This is a genomic window from Sphingomonas sp. R86521, from assembly GCF_042466235.1.
Taxonomy (GTDB): Bacteria; Pseudomonadota; Alphaproteobacteria; order Sphingomonadales; family Sphingomonadaceae; genus Sphingomonas.
Genome location: NZ_JAXHBY010000001.1, coordinates 2,857,252 through 2,879,570 on the forward strand (window position 1 = coordinate 2,857,252; position 22,319 = coordinate 2,879,570).

Genomic DNA, 22,319 nt, shown 5'->3' on the forward strand with positions numbered 1-22,319 from the left:
ACGAGCGTACCGGTCATCGCGGAGTCCGGCTAGGCCCGGATCACCAGTTCAGACCAACGCGCGCATAAAGGTAACGGCCGTTGAAACCGAATGGCGAATAGGACGGATAGCCCAGCACGCCGGTCGTGTTGTTCGCCGCGATCGTGCGGTCCGGATAGACGTCGAACACATTGCTGACGCCCAGCCCGATCTGCGCGCCCTTGGGCGCGGAATAGCGCAGTTCGAGGTCGGTGATCGCGTGCTTGCCGGTGTGGACGTCGGCACTCCCGCTGACGAGCGTGCCCGGCTGGTTGACGTCGCCGTAATAGGTCACGCGGGCCAGCGCGCCCAGTCGGTCCAGCGACCAGTCGATCGACCCCGTCACCTTCTCGCCCGGCGTGCCGTCCTCCAGCGTCAGGATACGGCTGCGCGCGAACAGCGTCGGCGCCGGGTTCAACGTCGACGTCGTGACCGGCACGCGCGTCACGTTCACGTCGTTGATGTTGCCGGCCACGGTGAAGTCGAACGTCCCCGCGCCTTCGGACAACAGCCGGTAATGCGCGACCGCGTCGATACCCTTGGTCGTGGAGGCGAGCCCGTTCAGGAAGAACCGCGCCGCCGAGACGTTATACGGCGCGAGCAACGCGGCGACAGTCGGGCTGAAGCTTGCATTGATGTTCTCCGACAGGCCGATCTGGTCGCGGATGTGGATGCGGTATGCGTCGACCGTGAAGTCGAACCCGCCGGCGCGGATCACCGTGCCGACCGACAGGTTGGTCGACTTCTCGGGCTCGAGCGGAATGCCGCCGAGCGCGGTCGCCACCGGGCTGACCGACGGGAACGTGCCGGTCAGGATCGGGACGCCATTGGTGACGACCGACGCGGTCTGCGTGAAATACTGCTGCTGCAGCGACGGTGCACGGAACCCGGTCGATGCGGTGCCGCGTAGCGCGAACCACGGCGCGAAGTCGTAGCGCAGCGAGGCCTTGCCGGTCGCGGTGGTGCCGAAATCGGAATAATCCTCGGCGCGTCCGGCGAGCCCGAAGAGCAGCTTGTCGGTAACCTGCGCCTCGAGATCGAGATAGACGCTGGCGTTGCGGCGGCTCCGCTCGGTGGCGTTGCCCGGCGAGAACCCGCCGAACCCCTGCGCGCCCGGCGCCGCGGTGGTGTTGGCGGGAATGCCGGTGACCGTGCCCGCGGCCGGATAGCCGTAGGAGGCCAGTTCACCTGCGACGATCTTGTAGCCCTCGCGGCGCCCCTCGACGCCGAACGCGACGTTCAGCGACTGCAAGACGTCGAACTTCCGCGTGACGTCGAGGCCGGCGACATACTGATCGTAGATCGTCGCCCCGTCGTCGAAGTTCCGCGGGCTGGCGGTGCCGAACGCATAGTTCGCCGAATTGAGCGTGCGATAATCGATCCGGTTGCGGCCATAGCTCAGCGACAGGTCGACGTTGAACCCACCGACGTCGCCGCGCAGTCCGACCGCCGAATTGATGTCCTTCGACTTGGTATTGATGATCGGCAGGAAGCCACCGGCAAGACCTGCGCGCACCAACGGCGCGAGCGTCGCGGCGCTGGCGCCCGTCGCCGCGATCCGCGGGAATGCGGCGCTGCGGCTGTCGCGGTCCTGGTATCCGCCGAACGCGTAGAGGCTCAGATTGTCGGTCAGCGACGTGCCCGCGTTGACGAAACCGGTATATTGCTCGACCGCCGGGTCGCCGTACCGGCCGGTGACGCGGTTGGGCGTGACGCGGGTGTCGATGTCGGCGCGATTGGTCGGCTGGCGCTTGGTATATTCGCCCGACACGGTGACGAAGCCGTCGCTGCCAAAGCCGATGCCCTGCCATGCCGATGCGGTGACGGCGTGCTCGCCCTTGACGTTGCGGCTGTTGTTCGCGGTGTCGACGTCGGTGTCGTAGAACCCGTAGGTGACCTGCGCACCGCCGCCCGATCGCGCCTCACGCAGGCGCAGGTTGACCACGCCGGCGATCGCGTCCGAGCCATATTGTGCCGACGCCCCGTCGCGCAGCACCTCGATACGGTCGAGCGCGACGGTCGGCACGGTGTTGAGATCGACCGCCGCAGAGCCACGGCCGACGCTGCCATTGGTGTTGAGCAGCGACGAGGTGTGGCCGCGGATACCGTTGATCAGCACCAGCGTCTGGTCGGGCGACAGGCCGCGCAGCGTCGCCGGGCGGATCGCGTCGGTGCCGTCGGTCGCCGACGGCCGCGGGAAGTCGATCGACGGCGCGATCGCGGACAGCGCGGTGGCGAGTTCGGTGGTGCCCTGGCGCTGCAGGCTGGCACCGCTCAGCACGTCGACCGGCGAGGCGCTATCGAGTCGCGAGCGGCCCGCGGTGCGCGTGCCGGTGACGATGATGTCGTCCTGCACGTCGGCCGGCGGGGTGGCGGCGGGATCGTTCGCCTCGGTGGTCGCCGGCGGCACGGCCTGCGCGCTGGCGGCGTGCGCGGCGATCAGCGCGACGGTGGAGGCGATCAACGCGAACGCGGTACGATAGACGGTCATATATCTGGTCCCTGCTGACAACCCGCTCTTCGACGGGCTTTTCGTACGCTGCAGTCGTCCCGGACGGGCGTTCGCTCAACGAAAAAAAACTACGGTCGGATGCGTTCCGCGCGACATCGCGAGGCAAACGACAGCGATCGCAGACCTTAGCAGCGCCTTCAGCGCTCTCGCCGCAGAATGATGTAGAGCGCACCCTGCCCGCCATGCCGCGGATGCGCGCCGCGGACCGCGGCGATCGCATCGGAATGCCGGGATCCAGCGAGCCAGTCCGTCACCGCCGCGCGGATCGCGCCGCGCGCGTGCGGCCGTTCGCTCTCCGGACGCGGCGGCTTGCCGGTGACCAGCAGCAGCACGCGGTCGCCCCGCGCGATCGCCCGGCCGAGCCCCGAATCGAGCATCGCATGCGCCGACGCCAGCGTATGCCCATGCAGGTCGATCGAACTGTCCGGGCTCACCGCGCCGCGCACCAGCTTCTTGTCCCAGCCGCCGTCGAGCGTGCTTTCGGTGATCGGCCGGGGCGCCGCGCGCGCAACAGGCTTTGCTGCCATCTGCACCGGCGCGCGCACCGGAGTCCGCACCACTGGCTTCACCCCGTGCAGCGGCGCAGGGGGCGGCGGGACCGGTTTGCCGACCGGTGCAGGCTTCTCAGGAATATGCGCGACAATGGTCACCGCGCGCATCGGACGCACGGTCGCCATCACCTTCGCCCAGAGCTGGGCCTCGTCAGGGTTGAGGGGTCGGACCGCCATATCGCGCTCCATTCAGGCGCGCGACGGTACCGACCGGCAACAGCAGGAACGCGGTGCCGCGCCCCGCCATGCCGCCCGCAGTCGCCTCCGCCGCCGCGCACGCGCCCCAGAAGGTGTCGAAGCGGTTGCTGCCCTTGATCGCGCCGCCGGTATCCTGCACCACCCACAGTCCGCTCGCATCCTGCCGGTCGAGCGACAGGAACACGGGCGCGCCCAAGGGCACGAACTTGACGTCGGCCGCCGCACTGACCTGGCCGATCACCGGCAGGCCAAGCGCGCCGAGGGGGGCACCGTCCAGTTCGCGAAAGAACACGAAGCTCTTGTTCTCGCGCATGATCGCCTGGCCCTCGACCGGATGGTCGTGCAGCCACGCGACGATCCCCTGCATCGAGGTTTGCCCCGGCTGGAGCAGCCCGCGAGTCTTCATCAGCGCGCCGATGCCGGTGTAATCGCGCCCGTTCTGCGTCGCATAGCCGATGCGGAGGATCTCGCCATCGGGCAGCCGCAGCCGCCCCGATCCCTGAATCTGCAGGAAGAACAGTTCGACCGGATCGCGCGCCCAGGCGAGCACCGGTGCCTTGCCCGACAGCGCGCCCTGCTCGATCGCGGTGCGGTCGTAATAGGGCACGAAGTTGCTGCCCTGCACGCGCCCGCGGATCTTCTTGCCCTTGAGGCCGGCGGAGAACGCGCCGAGGTCGACGTCGACCAGATCGTCGGGCCGGCCATACACCGGCGCCTCATAGCCCGACCGCCGCGTCAGCGATCCGGCGATCTCCGGCTCGTAATACCCGGTCGCGAACGCCTTGCCGTCGCCGACCTGGACCGCTTCCAGCCACTGCGCGAAGAACGCACGCGCCCCGCCACGCTGCACCGGTCGCGCCGCCGCACAGGCGGGCTGCCAGTCGCTGCCACGGGTCAGCCCCGAGACGTCGCTTCGACGCAGCAATCCGGGGCAACTCGTGACGAATGCGGCAAGCGCGGCCTCTGCCTGATCATCGCTGATCGGCAGGCTCGCCACAGGAGGCCCCGGCAACACACCCGCCGCCGCAGCATTCGCGGGCTCGACCGGTGATACCACTGGCGTCGCCAGCATCGGCACCGCGCCGACGATCCGCGCGGGCGCCTGGATACCGCGGATGTTGGGCGACGCGCCGGTATCGCGCGTCGGATGGACCCGCGCCGGCTCGGGTGCGCGATCGCTTGGCGACGACACCCCCGTACGCGGCGGTTCGACCCCGCCGACGCACGCGCTCAGCAACAGGCCAAGCGCCACTCCTCCCAGCTTGCGCATCAGGCTTCGTCGGTGTCGGCAAGCTTCCAGTTCGGATCGCTGCTCTTCAGCGTCCGCGCGAAGGTCCACACGTCGTGCGTCTCGACCGCGTCGGTCATCGACCCGGCAATGACGTTACCCTCGGCATCGCGCGTGATCGCAGCGATATCGGCGTCGAAGCGCACCGTGATCCGCGCGTCGCGTCCCGACAGGCTGGCGTCGGCGATCATCGCGCGCTCGATCGTCACGAGGCGGTTGTCGAGCACTTCGCCGGCCGCATGGCGGGCAGCGATCGCTTCGCCGAAGGCGGCGCGGACGTCGTCCACGGCCAGCTCGGCGAGCGTGTCCTCGTCGCCCTTCCAGAACGCCTCCAGCACCATCCGGTACGCGGCCTGCGCGCCTTCCAGGAACTGGCTCACGTCGAAGCCGGGTTCGCCGGCGACGATGCTGCGCAGGCCCGGTTCGGCGCGCGGCTCGATGTTGCGGTTGGCGATCTCGCGCACTTCACCAACCGGCGCGATGGAGCGCGGCACGGATAGCGTCGCGGGACGGTCCTCTGCCGCACGCGGCAGAGGCTGCTCATGCCCGGTCCGCTTGCCGAGTACGCTGTAGAGTCGCATCGCCAGGAAGCCTGCAACCATCGCGAGAAGAACTACGTAGAACAAAGTGCCTCCGATCTTCGGGCGAACATAGGCCATGCAGCGCGCGATTCAAAGCGGCGCCCGTTGAAACGCCCCGCACGCACTGCTAGCGAACGCCATACCGGACCCGAACGCGCGACCCCTCCGCTTCGGTCCTTACGCATTTCAAGGGACAGGATGACATGGACGACCAGGACAACGGCATGACCGCGGCCGACACCAATCTGGCCAACGGCGAGGACACCATTCCCGCCGCCGGGCTGATCTCGCAGTATATCAAGGACCTGTCGTTCGAGAATCCGAACGCGCCTGCGGTATACCAGAACCAGACCCCGCCCGCGATCGACGTACAGTTCAACATCGGCGCGGCGCAGGTCGGCGACGAAGTGCATGAAGTCGTACTGAAGATCGACGTCCGCGCCGAGAGCGAAGGCCAGGTCGCCTTCATCGTCGACCTTTCCTATGCCGGGCTGTTCGGGCTCCGCAACATCCCCGCCGAGCATGTCCAGCCGTTCCTGCTCGGCGAAGCGCCGCGCCTGCTGTTCCCGTTCGCCCGTCGCGTGCTCAGCGATGCGGTCCGCGACGGCGGCTTCCCGCCGCTGCTGCTCGAGCCGATCGATTTCGGCCAGCTCTATCTGCAGCAGGCCGAACAGGGCGTGCAGCCCAACGTGGGTGATTTCGGGCAGGCCTAAGCGCCCGTCCGAACCCCTTCCATGAACCTTACCAAAGCCCTGGGATCGGTCGGCGGGCTGACGCTCGCCAGCCGCGTCCTGGGGCTTGTTCGCGACGCGCTGTTCGCGCGCTTCGTCGGCGCCGGATTTGCCTCAGACGCATATTTGATCGCGTTCCGGCTACCCAACATGTTCCGCGCGCTTTTCGCGGAGGGCGCATTCAGCGCCGCGTTCATCCCGATGTTCAATCGGAAAGTCGGCGACAAGGACGGTCGCGGCCTGCCCGACGGCATCGCGTTCGCCGAAGACGCGCTATCGGTGCTGCTGCCGACACTGATCGTGATGACCGCGCTGCTCGAGGCGGCGGCCTGGCCACTGACCTGGCTGCTGACGCTGGGCTTCAATGGCGTTCCCGCGGAGCGTTTCGCGTTCGTGGTGCACCTGTCGCGGCTGATGCTGCCCTATCTCTTGCTGATCAGCCTCGTCTCGCTGCTCGGCGGGATCCTCAATTCGCTGCACAAATTCTGGGTCAACGCCGCCGCGCCGATCCTGCTCAACGCCACGCTGATCGCCGCGCTGCTATTGTTCCACGCGAACGAACCGCTGATGACCGCGCGCAACCAGGGGATCGCGGTCACCGTCTCGGGTGCGCTGCAGCTGCTCTGGCTGATCTATGCCTGCCGGACATCGGGCATTCGTTTGCGCCTCAAGCGGCCGCAGCTGAACCCGGACGTCAAGAAACTGATGAGCCTGATCTGGCCTGCCGCTGCAGGCGCTGGCGCGGTGCAGATCAACCTCGTCGTCTCGACTGCGCTGGCCGCCGCGTTGCTGCCCGCCGGATCGGTCTCGTACATCTATTTCGCCGATCGCCTGAACCAGTTGCCGCTCGGCCTGATCGGCATCGGTCTCGGCACCGTCCTGCTGCCGACGATCTCGCGCCAACTCGGCCGCGGCGAGGATGCCCAGGCGATGGAAACGCAGAATCGCGGCATGGAGCTCGCGCTGTTCCTGACCCTGCCCGCCACCGTCGCGCTGATCGTCTGCGGCATGCCGATCGTCGGCGCGCTGTTCCAGCACGGCAAATTTTCCGCGCAGGACGCCGTCTTCACGGCGCAGGCGCTCGCCGCCTTCTCGATCGGGCTGCCGTCGTACATCCTCGTGAAGGTGCTGACGCCCGGTTATTACGCGCGGTCGGACACCCGCACGCCGGTGCGCTATGCGACGATGTCGATGGTCGTGAACCTGGTGCTCAACATCGCCTTCATAAAGCCGCTCGGGCATATGGGCCCGCCGCTCGCCACCGCGATCGCCAGCACGGTCAACGTCGCGCTGCTGTACCGCACGCTGGTCCGTCGCGGTCATTTCAAGGCGGACGCGCGGCTCGCACGCCGTACTGGGCGGCTGCTGGTCGCGGCGCTCATCATGGGCGGGGTGATGTTCTTCCTCAACCACCTGTTCCAGCCGTTCGTGACCGGCACCAGCATCGAGCGCTGGGGTGCGATGGTGGTGCTGGTGACCACCGGCGGGGTCGTCTATGCGATCGCCACGTTACTCACCGGCGCGTTCCGGCTCGGCGATATCGCCACGCTCCTGCGCCGTTCCAAATAGGCTTTTCCATGCGCGTCGTTTCCGGCATCCAGCCCACGGGCAATCTCCACCTCGGCAACTACCTCGGCGCGATCCGGCAATGGGTGGCGATGCAGGATTCGATGACGGATGGCGACGACTGCCTGTTCTTCCTCGCCGACCTCCATGCGCTGACCGTCGCGATCGACCCGAGGGAACTCGGCGCCAACACCATCGAGATGGCGGCGACCCTGATCGCGTCGGGGATCGACCCGACCCGCGCGATCCTGTTCAACCAAGCGCGGGTGCCGGCGCACAGCGAGCTCGCCTGGATCCTCAACGGGACCGCGCGGATGGGCTGGCTCAACCGCATGACGCAGTGGAAGGACAAGGCCGGCAAGAACCGCGAAGGCGCCAGCGTCGGGCTGTTCGTCTACCCGGTGCTGCAGGCCGCCGACGTGCTGCTCTACAACGCGACGCATGTCCCGGTCGGCGACGACCAGAAGCAGCATCTCGAACTCGCGCGCGACATCGCGACCAAGTTCAACACCGATTTCAACGTCGAGCTGTTCACGCTGCCCGAACCGCTGATCAGCAAGGCCGCGCCGCGGATTATGTCCCTGCGCGACGGCACCGCAAAGATGTCGAAGTCCGACCCGTCCGACGCCTCGCGAATCAACCTGGTCGATAGCGACGACGTCATCGTCCAGAAACTGCGCAAGGCGAAGTCCGATGCGGATACGCTCCCCGAGACAGCCGATGGCCTCGAAGGCCGGCCGGAAGCGCGCAACCTGGTGACGATCTATGCGGCACTCGCCGGCACTGGCGTTGACGCGGTCCTTGCGCAGTTCGCCGGTCAGGGCTTCGGCGCGTTCAAACCCGCGCTCGCCGACCTTGCGGTTGCGTCGCTCGGACCAATCCGCGATCGCCTGACCGCGCTTCTCGAGGATCGCAGCGCAGTCGCCGCTATCCTGGACCATGGTGCAGACCGCGCCCGCACCCTCGCGGCGCCGACGCTGCGTGCGGCACAGGAGGCGGTCGGGCTGCAAATCTGACGGGTCAGCTGATTGGCACCGGCTGCCCGCAATGCAGCCGGTCGAGCAGCGCCCGGCCAGCAACCAGATGGCGTTCGTATTTGCCGGCATCGCCGCCCGCCGGGATCCCCAGTGGTCGCGCCTGGATCTGGTCGAAGATCATCACGCGGTTGCCCGCGCACAACCGGCGCAGGTCGGCGAGCGACACGAAGCTCATATCGAGCAGAACGGGCCGCGCGATCGGTCCGTCGATCCGCACCAGATCCTCGATGAAGGCGCCCCCCCGGCCATCGACCAGCACCACGTCCGCCGGGGCCGCGCGCAGCACGCGGTAGGCGGTGGCATAAGGGTGCAGGAACCGGTGCGACAGCGTCAGCGCGACCGGTGCGGTAAACACCAGCGCGAACGCACAGCTGACCCACAGCAGCGCCGCCGGCATCGGCCGCCCGCGAGCTTCCGACAGCCGCACCCAGCCCCCCGCCGCGAGCAGGCAGAAGCACGGGATCAGGCCGTGCAGATAGCGATAGCCATAACCATGCCCCTGATAGACCATCGACAGCAGCCCGACCGTACACGACACCGCGAACGCGACCATGATCGTCGGCCGCCCTTCCGCATCCCGCAGATCGCGCGCGCCGACGAACGCAAGCGGTAGCAACAGGATGTTCTGCCAGGCCGCGAAGCGCGCCAGGCTGCTGATCGGCTGCAGGTCGCCGATCCGCCCGGCGAATTTCATCAGCAGCGCACCGAACGGCAAGGCCGGCTCGGTACTGCGCGGCGGCGGGCCGAGCGCCCAGCGCAGGATGACATCCGGGTACAGCCAGCCCCAGACCAGCAGATAACCGAGACACGCGCCAAGGTAGAGCAAAGCCGTCCGCCGTCGTCCGCCGACGAAATCCCAGACGATGAAGCCCGAGACGAACAGGATGTGGAACTGGACCTGGTGAAGCCCGGTCGCGAGCAGCCCGATCACGATCGCCGCCGCATGCCCGCGCGCGTCGCGCCGCAGGTAGCAGGCGAGCCACACCGCGTTGAGCGCGAAATGCGCGGTCATCGCATAGGCGGTCATCGCGTTGGCGAGCAGCTGGGTCGAGCTCAACGCCAGCACCAGCGCGACGACAGCAGGCTCGACCCGCTCGGGCCAGATTTTCCGCGCCGACACCCACAGCCCGCCGCAGCCGACGACGAGCAGCAAAGGACCCGCAAGGAACGGATCGCCGAGCAGCCACGCCCCACCGCGCAGCAGCGAGCCGACCGGCAGATAGTTCGACGTCCACAGGCCATGCGCGGTATCGGCCCACGGCATCATTGCGCTGGCGAGCGTTTGCCACCCCGCCGGCACCGGACGACCAGCGAGACCATCGCGAAAATACGCCGCCGCAAGATCGGCCATCACCTCGTCGCGCGACAGTGCGTAGCGCTGCATCACGACGAACGATCCGACATACGCCAGTAGCGCGACTATCGTCACGGCCACGACCAACGGCCAGGTCCGGGTCGGAAGCGCTCGCGATCCGAACGCCAGCCGAGACGTGACGCACAACATCAGCCCGCCGACGCCCAGCAGCCAGACGTCCTGATGGAAGAAATAATAGTCCATCAGCGTGTTGGGGACGGCGTACGGGATCGTTACCGCCGCGAACCCGCACAGCAGCAGCGCGGCGATGCCCGACCGCAGCAGCAGGGACTGGATCGGGTCGGCGTTAGCGATGGGCTCCATCCGCGCGACCATCGCCGGACGCGCTTAACATCGCGTTAGCCAAGCAGCGCGATCAGCCCTCGAGCTCGCGCATCAGCACGCGGACCGCGGCGTCGATGTCGCGGTCGACGTCGCGCAGTTCCTCGATGCGGCGCACCGCATGGATCACCGTCGAATGATCGCGGCCGCCGAACTTCCGCCCGATCTCGGGCAGCGAGCGTGTCGTCAGCCGCTTCGCCAGGTACATCGCGATCTGGCGTGGTCGCGCGACCGCGCGGGCACGGCGGGCGGAGATGAGGTCGAGCGGCTTCAGCTCGAAATGCGCGGACACCAGCTTCTGGATCTCGTCGATCGTCACGCGCTTCTGCGCACCACGAAGAACTTCGCCCAGCGTCGCGATCGCGAAATCGAGGTCGATGCTGTCCCCGGTCAGCTGCGCATAGGCGACGACGCGGTTCAGCGCGCCTTCCAGTTCGCGGATGTTGGCCTGGATCCGGCTGGCGAGCAGGTCGAGCACGTCGAGCGGCACGCGCATGTCGGGCAGGTCGACCAGCTTGCGATCGAGGATCGCGCGGCGCAGCGCGAGGTCCGGCGCCTTGATGTCGGCGACCAGCCCCACCGCCATCCGGCTGATGATCCGCGCCTCGACGCCTTCCAGCGCCTGCGGACAACGATCCGCCGAAATCACCAGCCGCTTGCCCGCCGCCATGATCTCGTTGACGGTGTGAAAGAACTCTTCCTGCGTCGCATCCTTGCCCGCAATGAACTGCAGGTCGTCGATCAGCAGCAAATCAGCACCGCGCAGGCGCTGCTTGAAGGCATGGGTGTCCCGTGCACGCAGTGCGGCAACGAAATCATACATGAAGCGCTCGGCCGACATGCAGAGCACGATCGCCTGCGGGTTGGCCGCGAGGAACGCATGGCCGATCGCGTGCATCAGGTGGGTCTTGCCCTGCCCCGTGCCGCTATGAAGGAACAGCGGCGAGAAACGCACCGGGCCCGGCTCGGCCAACACCCGCGCCGCGTTGAACGCGACCTTGTTCGACGCATCGACGACGAATCGGTCGAAGGTGTAGCGCGGATCGAGCGGCGGACGCTCGGCGGGCGGCAGCGGACGCGCCGCGACCAGCGCCGGCGCGGGCCTGATCGAGGGATCGACCCCGAAGCTTCGAACCGGCGTCGGGATGGCGGCCGGCGCGACCGTGGTCGGCGCAGCCGGAGAAGGCGCAGCGGTTTCGGGTACCAGCGACAACGCAACCGGTGCGGGCCCTGCCACCCGCGTCTCGATCTGGACGCTCCGGACACCCGGCATGATCTGCCGGAACTCGAGCGTCAGCCGGTCCGCATAATGGCTGCGCACCCAGTTGGTCATGAAGGCGGATGGCAGTGCGAGACGAATCGTGTCGGCATCGCTGCCCGGCACCAGTTCGATCGGCTTCAGCCATTGATCGAACAATCGCGCGCCGGCCGACTCCCGGAGCGACGTGCGCACGCGTGCCCAGGCCTGTTCGGCCTCGCCCGCTCGCGTCGTCTGTCCGGCCCAATTCGTCAACGCGCACCTTTCCGAGCCCGCGCGACACTCGCGCAGGCGGCTAAAATTCCAACAGGCAATGTCCCCCCGTGACCGCCGAAAGGCAGCCCGGCATCTTCGCCAGTTCCTAATGATGCGACCGTGATCCACCGTCGCGTTGGCTGTAGTTATGAAGCGATCGGCGCGTTGAGCAAGGCCCGCGCCTGTCAGATTTTTGAAATAAACTGGGTTGACGCCAACAAGCCGCGGAAATGCGTCGGAATTTTTATAAGTTCCTCAGTTAACAGATTTTTCTTGATTTCGACCCTGGAGCGGGTCGTTGGCAGGTTGCTCGAATCGTGAGGAATCCGTGGATTCCGGAGTCTTGCGGAGCGAACCTTCGCAGACGCAAAAAACCCGCCGGAGAGGACTCCGGCGGGCGATCCGCTTACCAATCGTGGTCGGGCTCAGGCGAGTCCGGTCACGGCCTTGGTCAGGCGTGCGAACTTCCGGCTCGCGGTGTTCTTGTGCAGCACGCCCTTGGCGACGCCGCGCTGCAGCTCAGGCTGCGCCGCTGCGAGTGCCGTGGTCGCTGCGCCCTTGTCGCCCGAAGCCAATGCGGCCTCGACCTTCTTGATGAAGGTACGGATGCGGCCGACTCGGTTGCCGTTCACTTCCGCGCGACGGTCGTTGCGACGGATACGCTTTTTCGCCTGCGGCGTGTTCGCCATGAAGCCCTCGTGGATGCTGGAATGATAAAAAGGGGCGCCGGATTGCTCCTACGCCCTCTCGAAGTCGCGGTCCCTAGCTAGTCCGGCCCAAATCGTCAACCGGCTTATCGTCAACCGCGCTGGCAGCGCGGGCACCAGAAGGTCGATCGGCCGTTCTCGGTCCGGCGCTTGACGATGCCGCCGCAGTCGCATGGCAGGCCCTCGCGCCCATAGACGCGCCACTGCTTGGAGAAATAGCCGAGTTCGCCGTCGGGTCGCGCATAATCCTTGAGCGTCGATCCGCCGGCCAAGATCGCCGCGGTCAGTACGGTGCGGATCGCCTCGACGAGTCGTTCGAGTCGAAACAGCGAAATTCGCCCCGCCGCACGGCTCGGTGCGATTCGCGCGAGATGCAGCGCCTCGCAGACATAGATGTTGCCCAGCCCCGCGACGATCCGCTGGTCGAGCAGCATCGCCTTGATCGAGGCGCCCCGCCCCGCCAGCATCTCCATCAGGTAGGCGGCGGTCAGGTCGGGCCCCAGCGGCTCGGGTCCGGTGGCCAGGAACGGCGGATAGTTCGCGATGTCCTCGGTGGCCCAGAGATCGAGAAAGCCGAACCGCCGCGGATCGTTGAGCGCGACCAACCGCCCCGCCGCGGTTTCGATCAGCAGATGGTCGTGCGGCAGGATCTCGCTCGGATCGACCCGCCACCGCCCCGACATGCCGAGATGGAAGACCAGCGTGTCGCCGCGATCGGTATCGATCAGCCCGTATTTCGCACGCCGCCAGAGTCGCTCGACGACCGAGCCGGTCATCCGCTGGCGCAGGTCGACCGGGATCGCCTTGCGCAGATCGGCACGGCGCGGCTCGACCCGCGTCAGGCGCTGCCCGAGCAGCACGGGCTCCAGCCCGCGGACGGTGGTTTCGACTTCGGGAAGTTCTGGCACGCCAATCAGCTAGGTTGCATTTGCCCGAGCCACAAGGCGCGGCTAGAGCGCGGGCATGACCGAGCCCGCCACGACCGCCCCGCTTGCGCCCGCAATCGTCTCCTTCGGCTACGAAGACATCCCCGCATCGGAAAAAACCGCCCGCGTCGGCGGCATCTTCTCGAACGTCGCGGCCAAATACGACCTGATGAACGACGCGATGTCGGGCGGCATGCACCGGCTGTGGAAGGATCGCTTCGTCCGCCGCGTAAAGCCGCGCGAGGGCGAGCAGATCCTCGACATGGCCGGCGGCACCGGCGACATCGCGTTCCGCATGGAACCGTCGGGCGCATCGATCACGGTCGCCGACATCAACCCGCAGATGCTCGAAGTCGGCATGGAACGCGCCCGGAAGCGCGGCATCGACGGCCTGGTCTGGACCGAGGCGAATGCGGAGACGCTGGCGTTCCCGGACAAGTTCTTCGACGCCTACACGATCGCGTTCGGCATCCGGAACGTGACGGACATCCCCAAGGCACTCCGCGAGGCGCACCGCGTGCTCCGTCGTGGCGGGCGCTTCTATTGCCTCGAATTCTCGACCACCCAGTGGCCGGGCTTTGCCGAGGTCTATGACGCCTATTCGCACAAGATGGTGCCGAAACTCGGCCAGTTGCTCGCACAGGATGCCGACAGCTATCGGTACCTGATCGAATCGATCCGCCGCTTCCCGCGCATGCCGCAGTTCAAGGCGATGATCGCCGAGGCCGGCTTCGTCCAGACCAAGGTCGAACCGCTGCTGGGCGGGCTGGTCGCGATCCACAGCGGCTGGAAGATTTGATGATCACGCGAAGCCGCGAAGACGCGAAGAGAAGATTGGGTTCGCGCAGAGGCGCAGAGAGCGCAAAGGGGCTGCACGCGCGTCTGCGTATTATTTTTCGATCGCTGATCGTGAAAAGCCGCGTGCGCGCTCGGGCGCAACACCTCTGCGTCCTCTGCGCCTCTGCGCGAACCAACCTCCTACTTCTCCTTCGTGCCTTCGCGCCTTTGCGTGAACCAATCTTCTCCACTGCCCAGTGACAGCCTCGACCACCCATGTCTGGCGGCTGCTCAAATGGGGCAGGATCCTTGCGCGTCACGGCGCGCTGTCGGGGATCGAGCGCGATCCGAACACCCCCGCCCCGGTCCGTCGCCTCGCCCGCATCGCCCGCATCGGCGCCCGCGTGCCGAAGATCCCGCGCTACGCCGATGCGTTCCAGGCGATCGGCCCCGCCGCGATCAAGCTCGGCCAGACGCTCGCGACTCGCCCCGACCTGGTCGGCGAAGCCGCCGCGCACGACCTGCTGCGGCTGCAGGACCAGCTCTCGCCAGTGCCCTATGCGACGATCGAGGCGGCGATGCTCGCGAGCTTCGGCCGCCCGCTCGAGGACCTGTACAGCCGGATCGAGCAGGTCCCGGTCGGTGCCGCCTCGATCGCGCAGGTCCACCGGGCGGTCACCACCGACGGCCGCCAGGTCGCGGTCAAGGTGCTGCGCCCGGGCGTCGAGGACGAATTCGCGCGCGCGATCGACACCTATAGCTGGGCCGCAGCGCAGCTCGAGGCGCTGAGCCCCGAAGCCGCACGACTACGCCCGCGCCTGACGATCGAGACGTTCAAGCGCTGGACCCTGAGAGAACTCAATTTCCGACGCGAGGCGGCGTCGGCGTCCGAGCTTGCCGAGAACATGACCGCCGAGTCGGACTTCATCGTGCCGCAGATCGACTGGGCGCGGTCGACCGCAAAGGTCATGACGATCGAATGGATCGACGGCATCAAGCTGTCGAACCGCGCCGCGTTGGTCGCGGCGGGCTACGACCTGCCCGCGCTCGCGCAGCTGCTGGTCCGGGCCTTCCTCCGCCAGGCGATCGCCGATGGGTTCTTCCATGCCGACATGCACCAGGGAAACCTGTTCGCGCTGCCCGGCAACCGCATCGCCGCGATCGACTTCGGGATCATGGGCCGGATCGACCGGCGCGCCCGGGTCTGGCTGGCCGAGATCCTCTACGGGCTGATCACCGGCAACTATGTGCGGGTGGCGGAAATCCATTTCGAGGCCGGCTACGTACCGCGTCATCACGACGTCAACGAATTCGCCACCGCGCTGCGCGCCGTCGGCGAGCCGATGCGCGGGCTACCGGTCAAGGACATGTCGATCGGCATGATGCTCGACAGCCTGTTCTCGATCACGCGCGATTTCGACATGGTGACGCAGCCGCATCTGTTGCTGCTGCAGAAGACGATGGTGATGGTCGAGGGCGTCGCCACCAGCCTCGATCCCGACATCAACCTGTGGAGCACCGCCGAGCCGTTCGTCCGCGACTGGATCCGCGGCGAGCTCGGCCCGGAAGCGGCGCTTGCCGACCGGCTGGTCGAGGATTTCCGCCTCCTAACCCGCCTCCCCGACCTGGTCCGCCGGATCGAGGCGCATTATCCTGCTGCCGGGGGCGAGCCCCCCGCCCCGCCGCTGCGCGCGATCGAGATCGTCCGCATCGGTGGCGGCTGGCGCTACGGCCTCGTCGCGCTCCTCGCGGCAGCCGCCGGGGTCGTGGCCACGCTGCTGCTCGGATGAGGGCGCCGCGCCGCGCTCCGATATGGATCACCGGCGCGACGCGGTTCGCGGGCATGCCGCGCGTGCAGGCCCGGATCGGCCTGGCGGTGTTCATCCTTTTCCTAGCCGCCTGCCTGACAGCGGTCGCTTCGCCCGGACCGCGCCCGAGCGGCGATCAGAAACCGATCGCGACCGCGTCGGACGACTCACCTGGCCAGACCGACCTCCTCCTCTACCAGTCGATCGTCGCGGGCGTTCGGAGTGGATCCCCCTATTACGCGGTCGCCGCCGAGACGCAGCGGATGGGGCATTATCCGCTGAAACCCTTCTTCGCGGTCCGCCTGCCGACGCTTGCAGTGGTCGAGGCGGCGTTGCCCCCCCTGTTGGTGAAACTTCTGCTGCTGGGGCTGTGCATCGGGACGATACTCGCCTGGGTCGCGCGACTTCGCCCGGAAACGACCGGTGTCGTCCCGCTCGGCGTGGCAGGCCTACTGGTCGTCGCAGGTCTCTATGTGAACCTCGATCCGAGCTTCGTGGTGTTCCACGAGATCTGGGCAGGCCCCTTGATCGCGCTGTCGCTGGCGCTGCGCCGGCCCGGCCACTGGCTGCCCGCGGTCGCGTTCGGGCTGTCGGCGATGCTGATCCGCGAGACCGCGCTGCTGTACGTCGCGATCATGGCGGTGATCGCCTGGGTCGAGGGCGAGCGCCGCGAGACACTCGGCTGGCTCGGCGCGATCGCGATCTTCGCACTGGCCCTTGCCGCCCACGCGCACGCGGTCTCGCTCGTCAGTGGCCCGCTCGATCGCGTATCGCAGGGCTGGAGCGGGCTCGAGGGATTCGGCTTCTACGTCAGGCTCGCGACCATCTCGTCGGGCCTCGACATCGTGCCACAGTGGCTTGCCTCGCTGATCCTCGGCACGTCGCTGTTCGGTTGGCTGGCGTGGCGCGACCCAATTGCAACCCGCGCGCTGATCGTCTTCGCCGCCTATGCCGCGCTTATCTCGCTGTTCGCGCGCAGCGACAATTTCTACTGGGCGCTGATCACCACGCCCGTGCTGCTGGTCGGGCTGGTCTTCGCGGTCGACGGTCTGCGCGACATGATCGCCGCCGCGCGCGATACGCGGCGCATTACGGTGACGCGCGTTATTCGCTAGAGCAGCGGTCATGAAGCGCATCCTCCTGATCGTCGGCGGCGGCATCGCCGCGTACAAGGCGGCCGAACTCATCCGTCTGCTCAAGAAGCGCGGCCACGCCGTTCGCTGTGTGCTGACTGAGTCGGGGCATCACTTCGTCACCCCGATGACGCTCGCCGCGCTCAGCGAGGACAAGGTCTATACGACGCTGTGGGACCTCAAGGACGAGGCCGAGATGGGGCATATCCAGCTCAGCCGCGAAGCCGACCTGATCGTCGTCGCCCCCGCCACCGCCGACCTGCTCGCGCGGATGGCGGCCGGGCTTGCCAACGACCTGGCGACGACGCTGCTGCTCGCGACCGACAAGCCGGTGCTGGCGGCCCCTGCGATGAACGTCCGGATGTGGGGGCACGTCGCCACCCGCCGCAACGTGGCGCAGCTGCGCGCAGACGGCGTCACGGTGATGGCGCCCGACGAAGGCCCGATGGCGTGTGGTGAGTTCGGCCCCGGCCGCTTGCCCGAGCCGGATGCGATCGTCGCGGCGATCGAGGCGATGCTGGCGCCCGTCGAGCGGCGCCTTGCCGGCAAGCACATCCTCGTCACGGCCGGCCCCACCCACGAGCCGATCGACCCGGTCCGCTATCTCGCCAACCGTTCCTCCGGCCGCCAGGGCTTCGCGATCGCCGGGGCACTGGCAGCACGCGGCGCGCGCGTGACGCTGGTCGCCGGCCCCGTCACGCTCGCGACGCCGTCCGGGGTCGACCGCATCGACGTCGAGACCGCGCGCGAGATGGCGACCGTGGTTGACGCCGCGCTCCCCGCCGACGCCGCGGTCATGGTTGCCGCAGTCGCCGACTGGCACGTCGCCACCGCCCCGCAAAAGATGAAGAAGGGCGAAGGCGCACCCGCGCTTACCCTCGCCGAAAACCCCGACATCCTGGCCGGCGTCGCGCAAGGAGCCGACCGCCCCCGCCTCGTCATCGGCTTCGCGGCCGAGACCGAACGCGTCATCGAACACGCCGTCGCCAAGCGCACGCGTAAGGCCGCCGACTGGATCGTCGCCAACGATGTTTCGGGCGACGTAATGGGCGGCGCGACCAATACCGTCCACCTCGTCACCGCGGCCGGCGTCGAGAGCTGGGACCGGCTTCCCAAGCAGGTCGTCGCCGACAGGCTGGCGGAGCGTATCGCCGATGCGCTATTGGACGGATCATGATCCGTATCGAACTCAAGCGCCTGCCGCATGGCGAGGGCCTGCCGCTGCCCGCCTATGCCAGCGCCGGTGCCGCCGGTCTCGACGTCGTAGCCGCCGAAGCGCTGACCCTCGCCCCCGGCGCGCGTGCCGCAGTGGCAACCGGTTTCGCGATCGCTATCCCCGAGGGGCACGAGGTCCAGGTCCGTCCGCGCTCCGGCCTCGCGCTCAAATACGGCGTGACCTGCCTGAACACGCCCGGGACGATCGACAGCGACTATCGCGGCGAGGTGAAGGTGATCCTCGCCAATCTCGGCGAGGACCCGTTCGAGATCGCGCGCGGCGACCGCATCGCGCAGCTCGTGCCCGCCGTCGTCCTGCGCGCCACGCTCGACGAGGTGGCAGTGCTGGATGACACCGTTCGCGGTGTCGGCGGTTTCGGATCGACCGGCAAATGATCGCGTTGCTCGCCCTGTTGGCGCAGATTGCCCCGCCCGCCATCGTCCCGACCCAGCCGACGATCGTCGCCCCGCTACCGCCGCAGGACTGGAGCACGCTGCCGATCCTGCGTGTCCGCCGCGCCGCATCGGACCTGCCCGACTTGTCCGCGTTCGTGCGAGCCGAAGTCGACGCCGGCCGCTGCGCCGCGGCCTATGCGTCGCCGCAGGGCTGGACGCTCAAGATCGATCTTGCCGTGCTGGCCACGCCAACCGGGCAGGTCCGCCGGATCACGCCGCGGGCGATCGACTGCCCGACGGTCGAACAATATGCCGCCGGTCTCGTGCTCGGCACGGCGCGCGACAATGTCGATGTTCGCGGTGCGCTCGCCGATACCTGGTACCGCACCAGCATGACCTTCGCGTGGAGCCAGTGACGCTCTCCGACGACGAACTCGCCCGCTACGCCCGGCATATCGTGCTCAAGGAATTCGGCGGCGCCGGACAGGCGCGGCTAAAGGCGGCGTCGGTCGCGATCGTCGGCGCCGGCGGCATCGGCTCGCCGGCGATCCAGTATCTCGCCGCGGCCGGGATCGGCCGTCTGGTGCTGATCGACGACGATTCGGTCGAGCCATCCAACCTGCAGCGCCAGACGATCTTCACCACCGCCGACACGGGGGTCGCCAAGGTCGACGCCGCCACCGCCGCCGCGATCCGCATCAACCCGCATGTGACGGTCGAGCCGCACCGCATCCGCCTCGATCACGACAACGTCACCGCACTGCTGCAGGGCTGCGACGTCGTCCTCGACGGCTGCGACAATTTCGCCACCCGTTTCGTGGTGGCCGACGCCGCGCACGCGCTGCAGATCCCGCTGGTATCCTCCGCCGTCGGACAGTTCGAGGGCCAGCTCGCGGTCTATCGCGGTTGGGAGAACGACAAGCCCTGCTATCGCTGCTTCGTCGGCGAGGACCCCGAACGCGCGGAGACGAGCTGCGCCGAGGACGGCGTGCTCGGCCCCGTCACCGGCGTCCTCGGCAGCCTCGCCGCGCTCGAAGTGCTGCGTGCGATCGCACCGTTCGGCGACGACCCTGCCGGCAAGCTGCTGATCGTCGACCTGCTCGCACTGCGCTTCCGAACGATCCGCCTTCCAAAGGACGCGGGATGCCCGGCCTGTTCCAAGGCGCCGCCGCCCTGACTCCGTCAGCATTGTAACGCGGCCCGATGGCAGCGGGCATAGGGATAGGGTAAAGCCCCTGTCCGATGTGTGACAGGACGGTCTTGCGGTGGGGTTCCACCAGTTCCCGGAAACGATCAGATGACGATGTACACGGAACGACGGTACGATCAGGCGCGCGACATGGCGGAGCGGCTGATCCCGATCGGTAACATGGAAATGCGGCGAATCCGTTGCTACGCCACGCTGGCGGCCTTCGACGTCGTCTCGATCGGCCTCGGCTTCCTGTTCGCCAACCTGATCTATCTCGGCGGCTGGTCCGCTACGCACGGCACGACGATGCTGACCGTGCTGTTGCCGATCTACCTCTGGATGGCGGCGATCAACGGGTCCTACAGCGGCGAGGTCCTTCGCGATCCGCGCATCGGGGCGTTCAAGGCGATCCGCGCGGTCGCGTTCGCCGCCGCCGCGATGCTGATCATCGCCTATTCGTTCAAGGTCGGCGCGGCGTTCTCGCGACTGGTATTCTGGACCGGCACGCTCGCCGCGATCGGGCTTCTCGTGGTCGGGCGTATCACCCTCGGGCGCACCATGCTGCGCGCGATGGGCGGCACCCCGTTCAGCACCGTCGTCGTGGTGGACAAGATCCAGTGGGCGACGGACCCGCTGGACGTCGTGATCGACGCCGACAAGATCGGCTTCGATCCGCAGACCGACGACCCCCTGCACTTCGACCGCCTGGCAAAGCTGGTCGCGCATGCCGACCGAGTCGTCATCGCGTGCCAGGACGACCGGGTCGTCGCCTGGGCACACGTCCTGAAATCGATGGCCGTCGATGGCGAGATCCTCACGCCCGACGTCGATCGGATCGGGATGATCGGGGTAAGCCTGTACAAGAACCGGCGCACGCTGGTGGTCTCTGCAGGCCCCCTTCACCTGCGCGATCGCATCACAAAGCGCGTCTTCGACATCATCGTATCGAGTTTGGCGCTCCTGGTGCTGTCGCCCGTGCTGATCGCCACCGCCATCGCCATCCGGCTCGAATCCCCCGGTCCGGCGCTGTTCCGGCAGCAGCGGATCGGACGCGACAATACACTGTTCATGATGTTGAAGTTTCGCAGCATGCACAACGACCGCTGCGATCCGTCCGCCAGCGTGCTGACCTCGCGCACCGACAACCGCGTGACCAAGGTCGGCCAGTTCATCCGCCGCAACAGCATCGACGAACTGCCGCAGCTTCTGAACGTCCTGCGCGGTGACATGAGCATGGTCGGACCGCGCCCGCACGCGCTGTCCGCACGCGCGGCCGAACAGCTCTATTGGGATATCGACGCACGGTACCGGCACCGCCACGCGGTTAAGCCGGGCGTGACCGGGCTCGCGCAGGTGCGCGGGTTTCGTGGCGCAACCGTATTCGCGACCGATCTCACCAACCGGCTTTCATCCGATCTCGAATATCTGCGCGATTGGTCGATGGGGAAGGATCTGTGGATCCTGTTCCGGACCATCTTCGTGATCCGGCACGACAATGCCTTCTGACGGAGGCGACGGCCTGTCCGAGGCGCGGTCCTGGACGATCGATCCAAGCCGCGTATCGGTGGTAATCCCGACCCTGAACGCAGGCCCGCATCTGGCGGACCTGTTGCCCGCGCTCGCCCGGCAGGGGCTCGACCCGGCGCAATTCCTGATCGTCGATTCGCAGTCCGACGACGACAGCCCTGCCGCGTTTCGCCGGTTCGGCGCGTCGGTGGTCGAAATCGACCGGCGAACGTTCAATCACGGCGGGACCCGGCAACGCGCGGTAGAGATGCGACCCGAGGCCGAGTTCGTCGTCATGCTGACGCAGGACGCCATCCCGCAAGGCAGCGATGCGATCGCGCGACTCGTCGATGCCTTCGTCGATCCGGCGGTGGGCCTGGCCTATGGGCGCCAGCTGCCACGCGCGACGGCCCGCGGCATCGAACGCCACGCCCGCTTGATGAACTATCCGGCAGGGTCCGAAACCCGCAGCCTTGACGATCGTACCCGTACCGGGGTCAAGACGGTGTTCTGCTCCGATTCCTTCGCCGCCTACCGCGCCTCGGCACTCGCCGCGGTCGGCGGGTTTCCCGAAGACGCGTTTTTCGCCGAGGATCAGTTGACCGCGGGGCGGATGCTGATCGACGGCTGGCGGATCGCGTATCGCGGCGATGCAGAGGTCGTCCACAGCCACGGCTATACGGTCATGGAGGAATTCCGGCGCTATTTCGACGTCGGCGTCTTCCACGGTCGCAACGCCTGGCTGGTCGACACCTTCGGCGCCGCGGAGGGAGAAGGACTGCGCTTCATCCGATCGGAAATTGTTTACCTTGCGCGAAACGATGCCACACAATTGCCGACTGCAATAATACGATCACTGGCGAAATACGCGGGGTACAAGATGGGCCGTCGTGAGATAAAGTTCTCCAACGCTTGGAAGCAGCGCCTGTCTATGCAGCCCTTTTACTGGCGCAACTGACTTTGCGCGAAGG

At 67.5% G+C, this 22,319-nt stretch carries 20 protein-coding genes; 12 read left to right on the forward strand and 8 right to left on the reverse strand.

The annotated features are described in order from the left end of the window. Positions 1-40: 40 nt before the first annotated feature. The 4 genes from SJY20_RS13370 to SJY20_RS13385 form a co-directional block, all read right to left on the reverse strand. The gene (locus tag SJY20_RS13370) at positions 41-2,509 is read right to left on the reverse strand and encodes a TonB-dependent receptor plug domain-containing protein (protein ID WP_380787409.1); all 2,469 of its coding nucleotides are present in this window, start codon (positions 2,507-2,509) and stop codon (positions 41-43) included. A 158-nt stretch (positions 2,510-2,667) separates the two neighbouring features. Continuing rightward, the gene (locus SJY20_RS13375) at positions 2,668-3,258 is read right to left on the reverse strand and encodes a Smr/MutS family protein (RefSeq protein ID WP_380787410.1); all 591 of its coding nucleotides are present in this window, start codon (positions 3,256-3,258) and stop codon (positions 2,668-2,670) included. Further along, entirely contained in the window at positions 3,233-4,549 is a 1,317-nt protein-coding gene (locus tag SJY20_RS13380; protein WP_380787411.1) for a murein transglycosylase A, read from the reverse strand. Before SJY20_RS13380 ends, SJY20_RS13375 begins: the two co-directional genes overlap by 26 nt. Continuing rightward, positions 4,549-5,193, reverse strand: coding sequence for a Tim44/TimA family putative adaptor protein (locus SJY20_RS13385; protein ID WP_380787412.1), 645 nt, complete (start codon positions 5,191-5,193; stop codon positions 4,549-4,551). Before SJY20_RS13385 ends, SJY20_RS13380 begins: the two co-directional genes overlap by 1 nt. Positions 5,194-5,351: 158 nt before the next feature. Between SJY20_RS13385 and secB the strand changes: the two genes are divergently transcribed. From secB to trpS, 3 genes are read left to right on the forward strand one after another with little or no spacing between them, the layout of a single operon-like run. Then, on the forward strand, positions 5,352-5,861 hold the full coding sequence (gene secB, locus SJY20_RS13390) for a protein-export chaperone SecB (protein WP_380787413.1): 510 nt from the start codon (positions 5,352-5,354) through the stop codon (positions 5,859-5,861). Positions 5,862-5,882: 21 nt separating this feature from the next. After that, complete coding sequence (gene murJ, locus SJY20_RS13395) at positions 5,883-7,448, forward strand: murein biosynthesis integral membrane protein MurJ (RefSeq protein ID WP_380787414.1); 1,566 nt, start codon at positions 5,883-5,885, stop codon at positions 7,446-7,448. Between the two features lie 8 nt (positions 7,449-7,456). After that, a complete protein-coding gene (gene trpS / locus SJY20_RS13400) occupies positions 7,457-8,461 on the forward strand; it encodes a tryptophan--tRNA ligase (RefSeq protein WP_380787415.1) in 1,005 nt (334 codons plus the stop codon). A 4-nt stretch (positions 8,462-8,465) separates the two neighbouring features. Here trpS and SJY20_RS13405 read toward each other — a convergent pair whose 3' ends face one another. From SJY20_RS13405 to mutM, 4 genes are all read right to left on the reverse strand, one after another. Then, positions 8,466-10,160, reverse strand: coding sequence for a hypothetical protein (locus SJY20_RS13405; RefSeq protein WP_380787416.1), 1,695 nt, complete (start codon positions 10,158-10,160; stop codon positions 8,466-8,468). A gap of 52 nt (positions 10,161-10,212) precedes the next feature. Next, positions 10,213-11,691, reverse strand: a complete 1,479-nt coding sequence (gene dnaA, locus SJY20_RS13410; RefSeq protein ID WP_380787417.1) for a chromosomal replication initiator protein DnaA — start codon at positions 11,689-11,691, stop codon at positions 10,213-10,215. A 425-nt stretch (positions 11,692-12,116) separates the two neighbouring features. Continuing rightward, on the reverse strand, positions 12,117-12,380 hold the full coding sequence (gene rpsT, locus SJY20_RS13415) for a 30S ribosomal protein S20 (RefSeq protein ID WP_031394736.1): 264 nt from the start codon (positions 12,378-12,380) through the stop codon (positions 12,117-12,119). Between the two features lie 110 nt (positions 12,381-12,490). Then, entirely contained in the window at positions 12,491-13,306 is an 816-nt protein-coding gene (gene mutM / locus SJY20_RS13420) for a bifunctional DNA-formamidopyrimidine glycosylase/DNA-(apurinic or apyrimidinic site) lyase (protein ID WP_380787418.1), read from the reverse strand. Positions 13,307-13,361: 55 nt separating this feature from the next. Between mutM and SJY20_RS13425 the strand changes: the two genes are divergently transcribed. The 9 genes from SJY20_RS13425 (at position 13,362) to SJY20_RS13465 (ending at position 22,306) form a co-directional block, all read left to right on the forward strand. Further along, positions 13,362-14,123 carry a class I SAM-dependent methyltransferase gene (locus tag SJY20_RS13425; protein WP_380787419.1) on the forward strand — a complete coding sequence of 254 codons (762 nt, stop codon included), beginning with the start codon at positions 13,362-13,364 and terminating at the stop codon, positions 14,121-14,123. A gap of 235 nt (positions 14,124-14,358) precedes the next feature. Next, positions 14,359-15,891 carry a 2-polyprenylphenol 6-hydroxylase gene (gene ubiB / locus SJY20_RS13430; protein ID WP_380787420.1) on the forward strand — a complete coding sequence of 511 codons (1,533 nt, stop codon included), beginning with the start codon at positions 14,359-14,361 and terminating at the stop codon, positions 15,889-15,891. Beyond that, positions 15,888-17,024, forward strand: a complete 1,137-nt coding sequence (locus SJY20_RS13435; protein WP_380787421.1) for a hypothetical protein — start codon at positions 15,888-15,890, stop codon at positions 17,022-17,024. Before ubiB ends, SJY20_RS13435 begins: the two co-directional genes overlap by 4 nt. 10 nt (positions 17,025-17,034) lie before the next feature. Continuing rightward, entirely contained in the window at positions 17,035-18,219 is a 1,185-nt protein-coding gene (gene coaBC, locus SJY20_RS13440; RefSeq protein WP_380787422.1) for a bifunctional phosphopantothenoylcysteine decarboxylase/phosphopantothenate--cysteine ligase CoaBC, read from the forward strand. Continuing rightward, entirely contained in the window at positions 18,216-18,653 is a 438-nt protein-coding gene (dut, locus tag SJY20_RS13445) for a dUTP diphosphatase (protein WP_380787423.1), read from the forward strand. Before coaBC ends, dut begins: the two co-directional genes overlap by 4 nt. Beyond that, positions 18,650-19,069, forward strand: a complete 420-nt coding sequence (locus SJY20_RS13450) for a hypothetical protein (RefSeq protein WP_380787424.1) — start codon at positions 18,650-18,652, stop codon at positions 19,067-19,069. Before dut ends, SJY20_RS13450 begins: the two co-directional genes overlap by 4 nt. Continuing rightward, on the forward strand, positions 19,066-19,830 hold the full coding sequence (locus tag SJY20_RS13455; protein ID WP_380788703.1) for a HesA/MoeB/ThiF family protein: 765 nt from the start codon (positions 19,066-19,068) through the stop codon (positions 19,828-19,830). Before SJY20_RS13450 ends, SJY20_RS13455 begins: the two co-directional genes overlap by 4 nt. 120 nt (positions 19,831-19,950) lie before the next feature. Beyond that, positions 19,951-21,348 carry a sugar transferase gene (locus SJY20_RS13460; protein WP_380787425.1) on the forward strand — a complete coding sequence of 466 codons (1,398 nt, stop codon included), beginning with the start codon at positions 19,951-19,953 and terminating at the stop codon, positions 21,346-21,348. After that, complete coding sequence (locus tag SJY20_RS13465) at positions 21,338-22,306, forward strand: glycosyltransferase family 2 protein (protein WP_380787426.1); 969 nt, start codon at positions 21,338-21,340, stop codon at positions 22,304-22,306. Before SJY20_RS13460 ends, SJY20_RS13465 begins: the two co-directional genes overlap by 11 nt. The last annotated feature ends 13 nt before the right edge of the window (positions 22,307-22,319 follow it).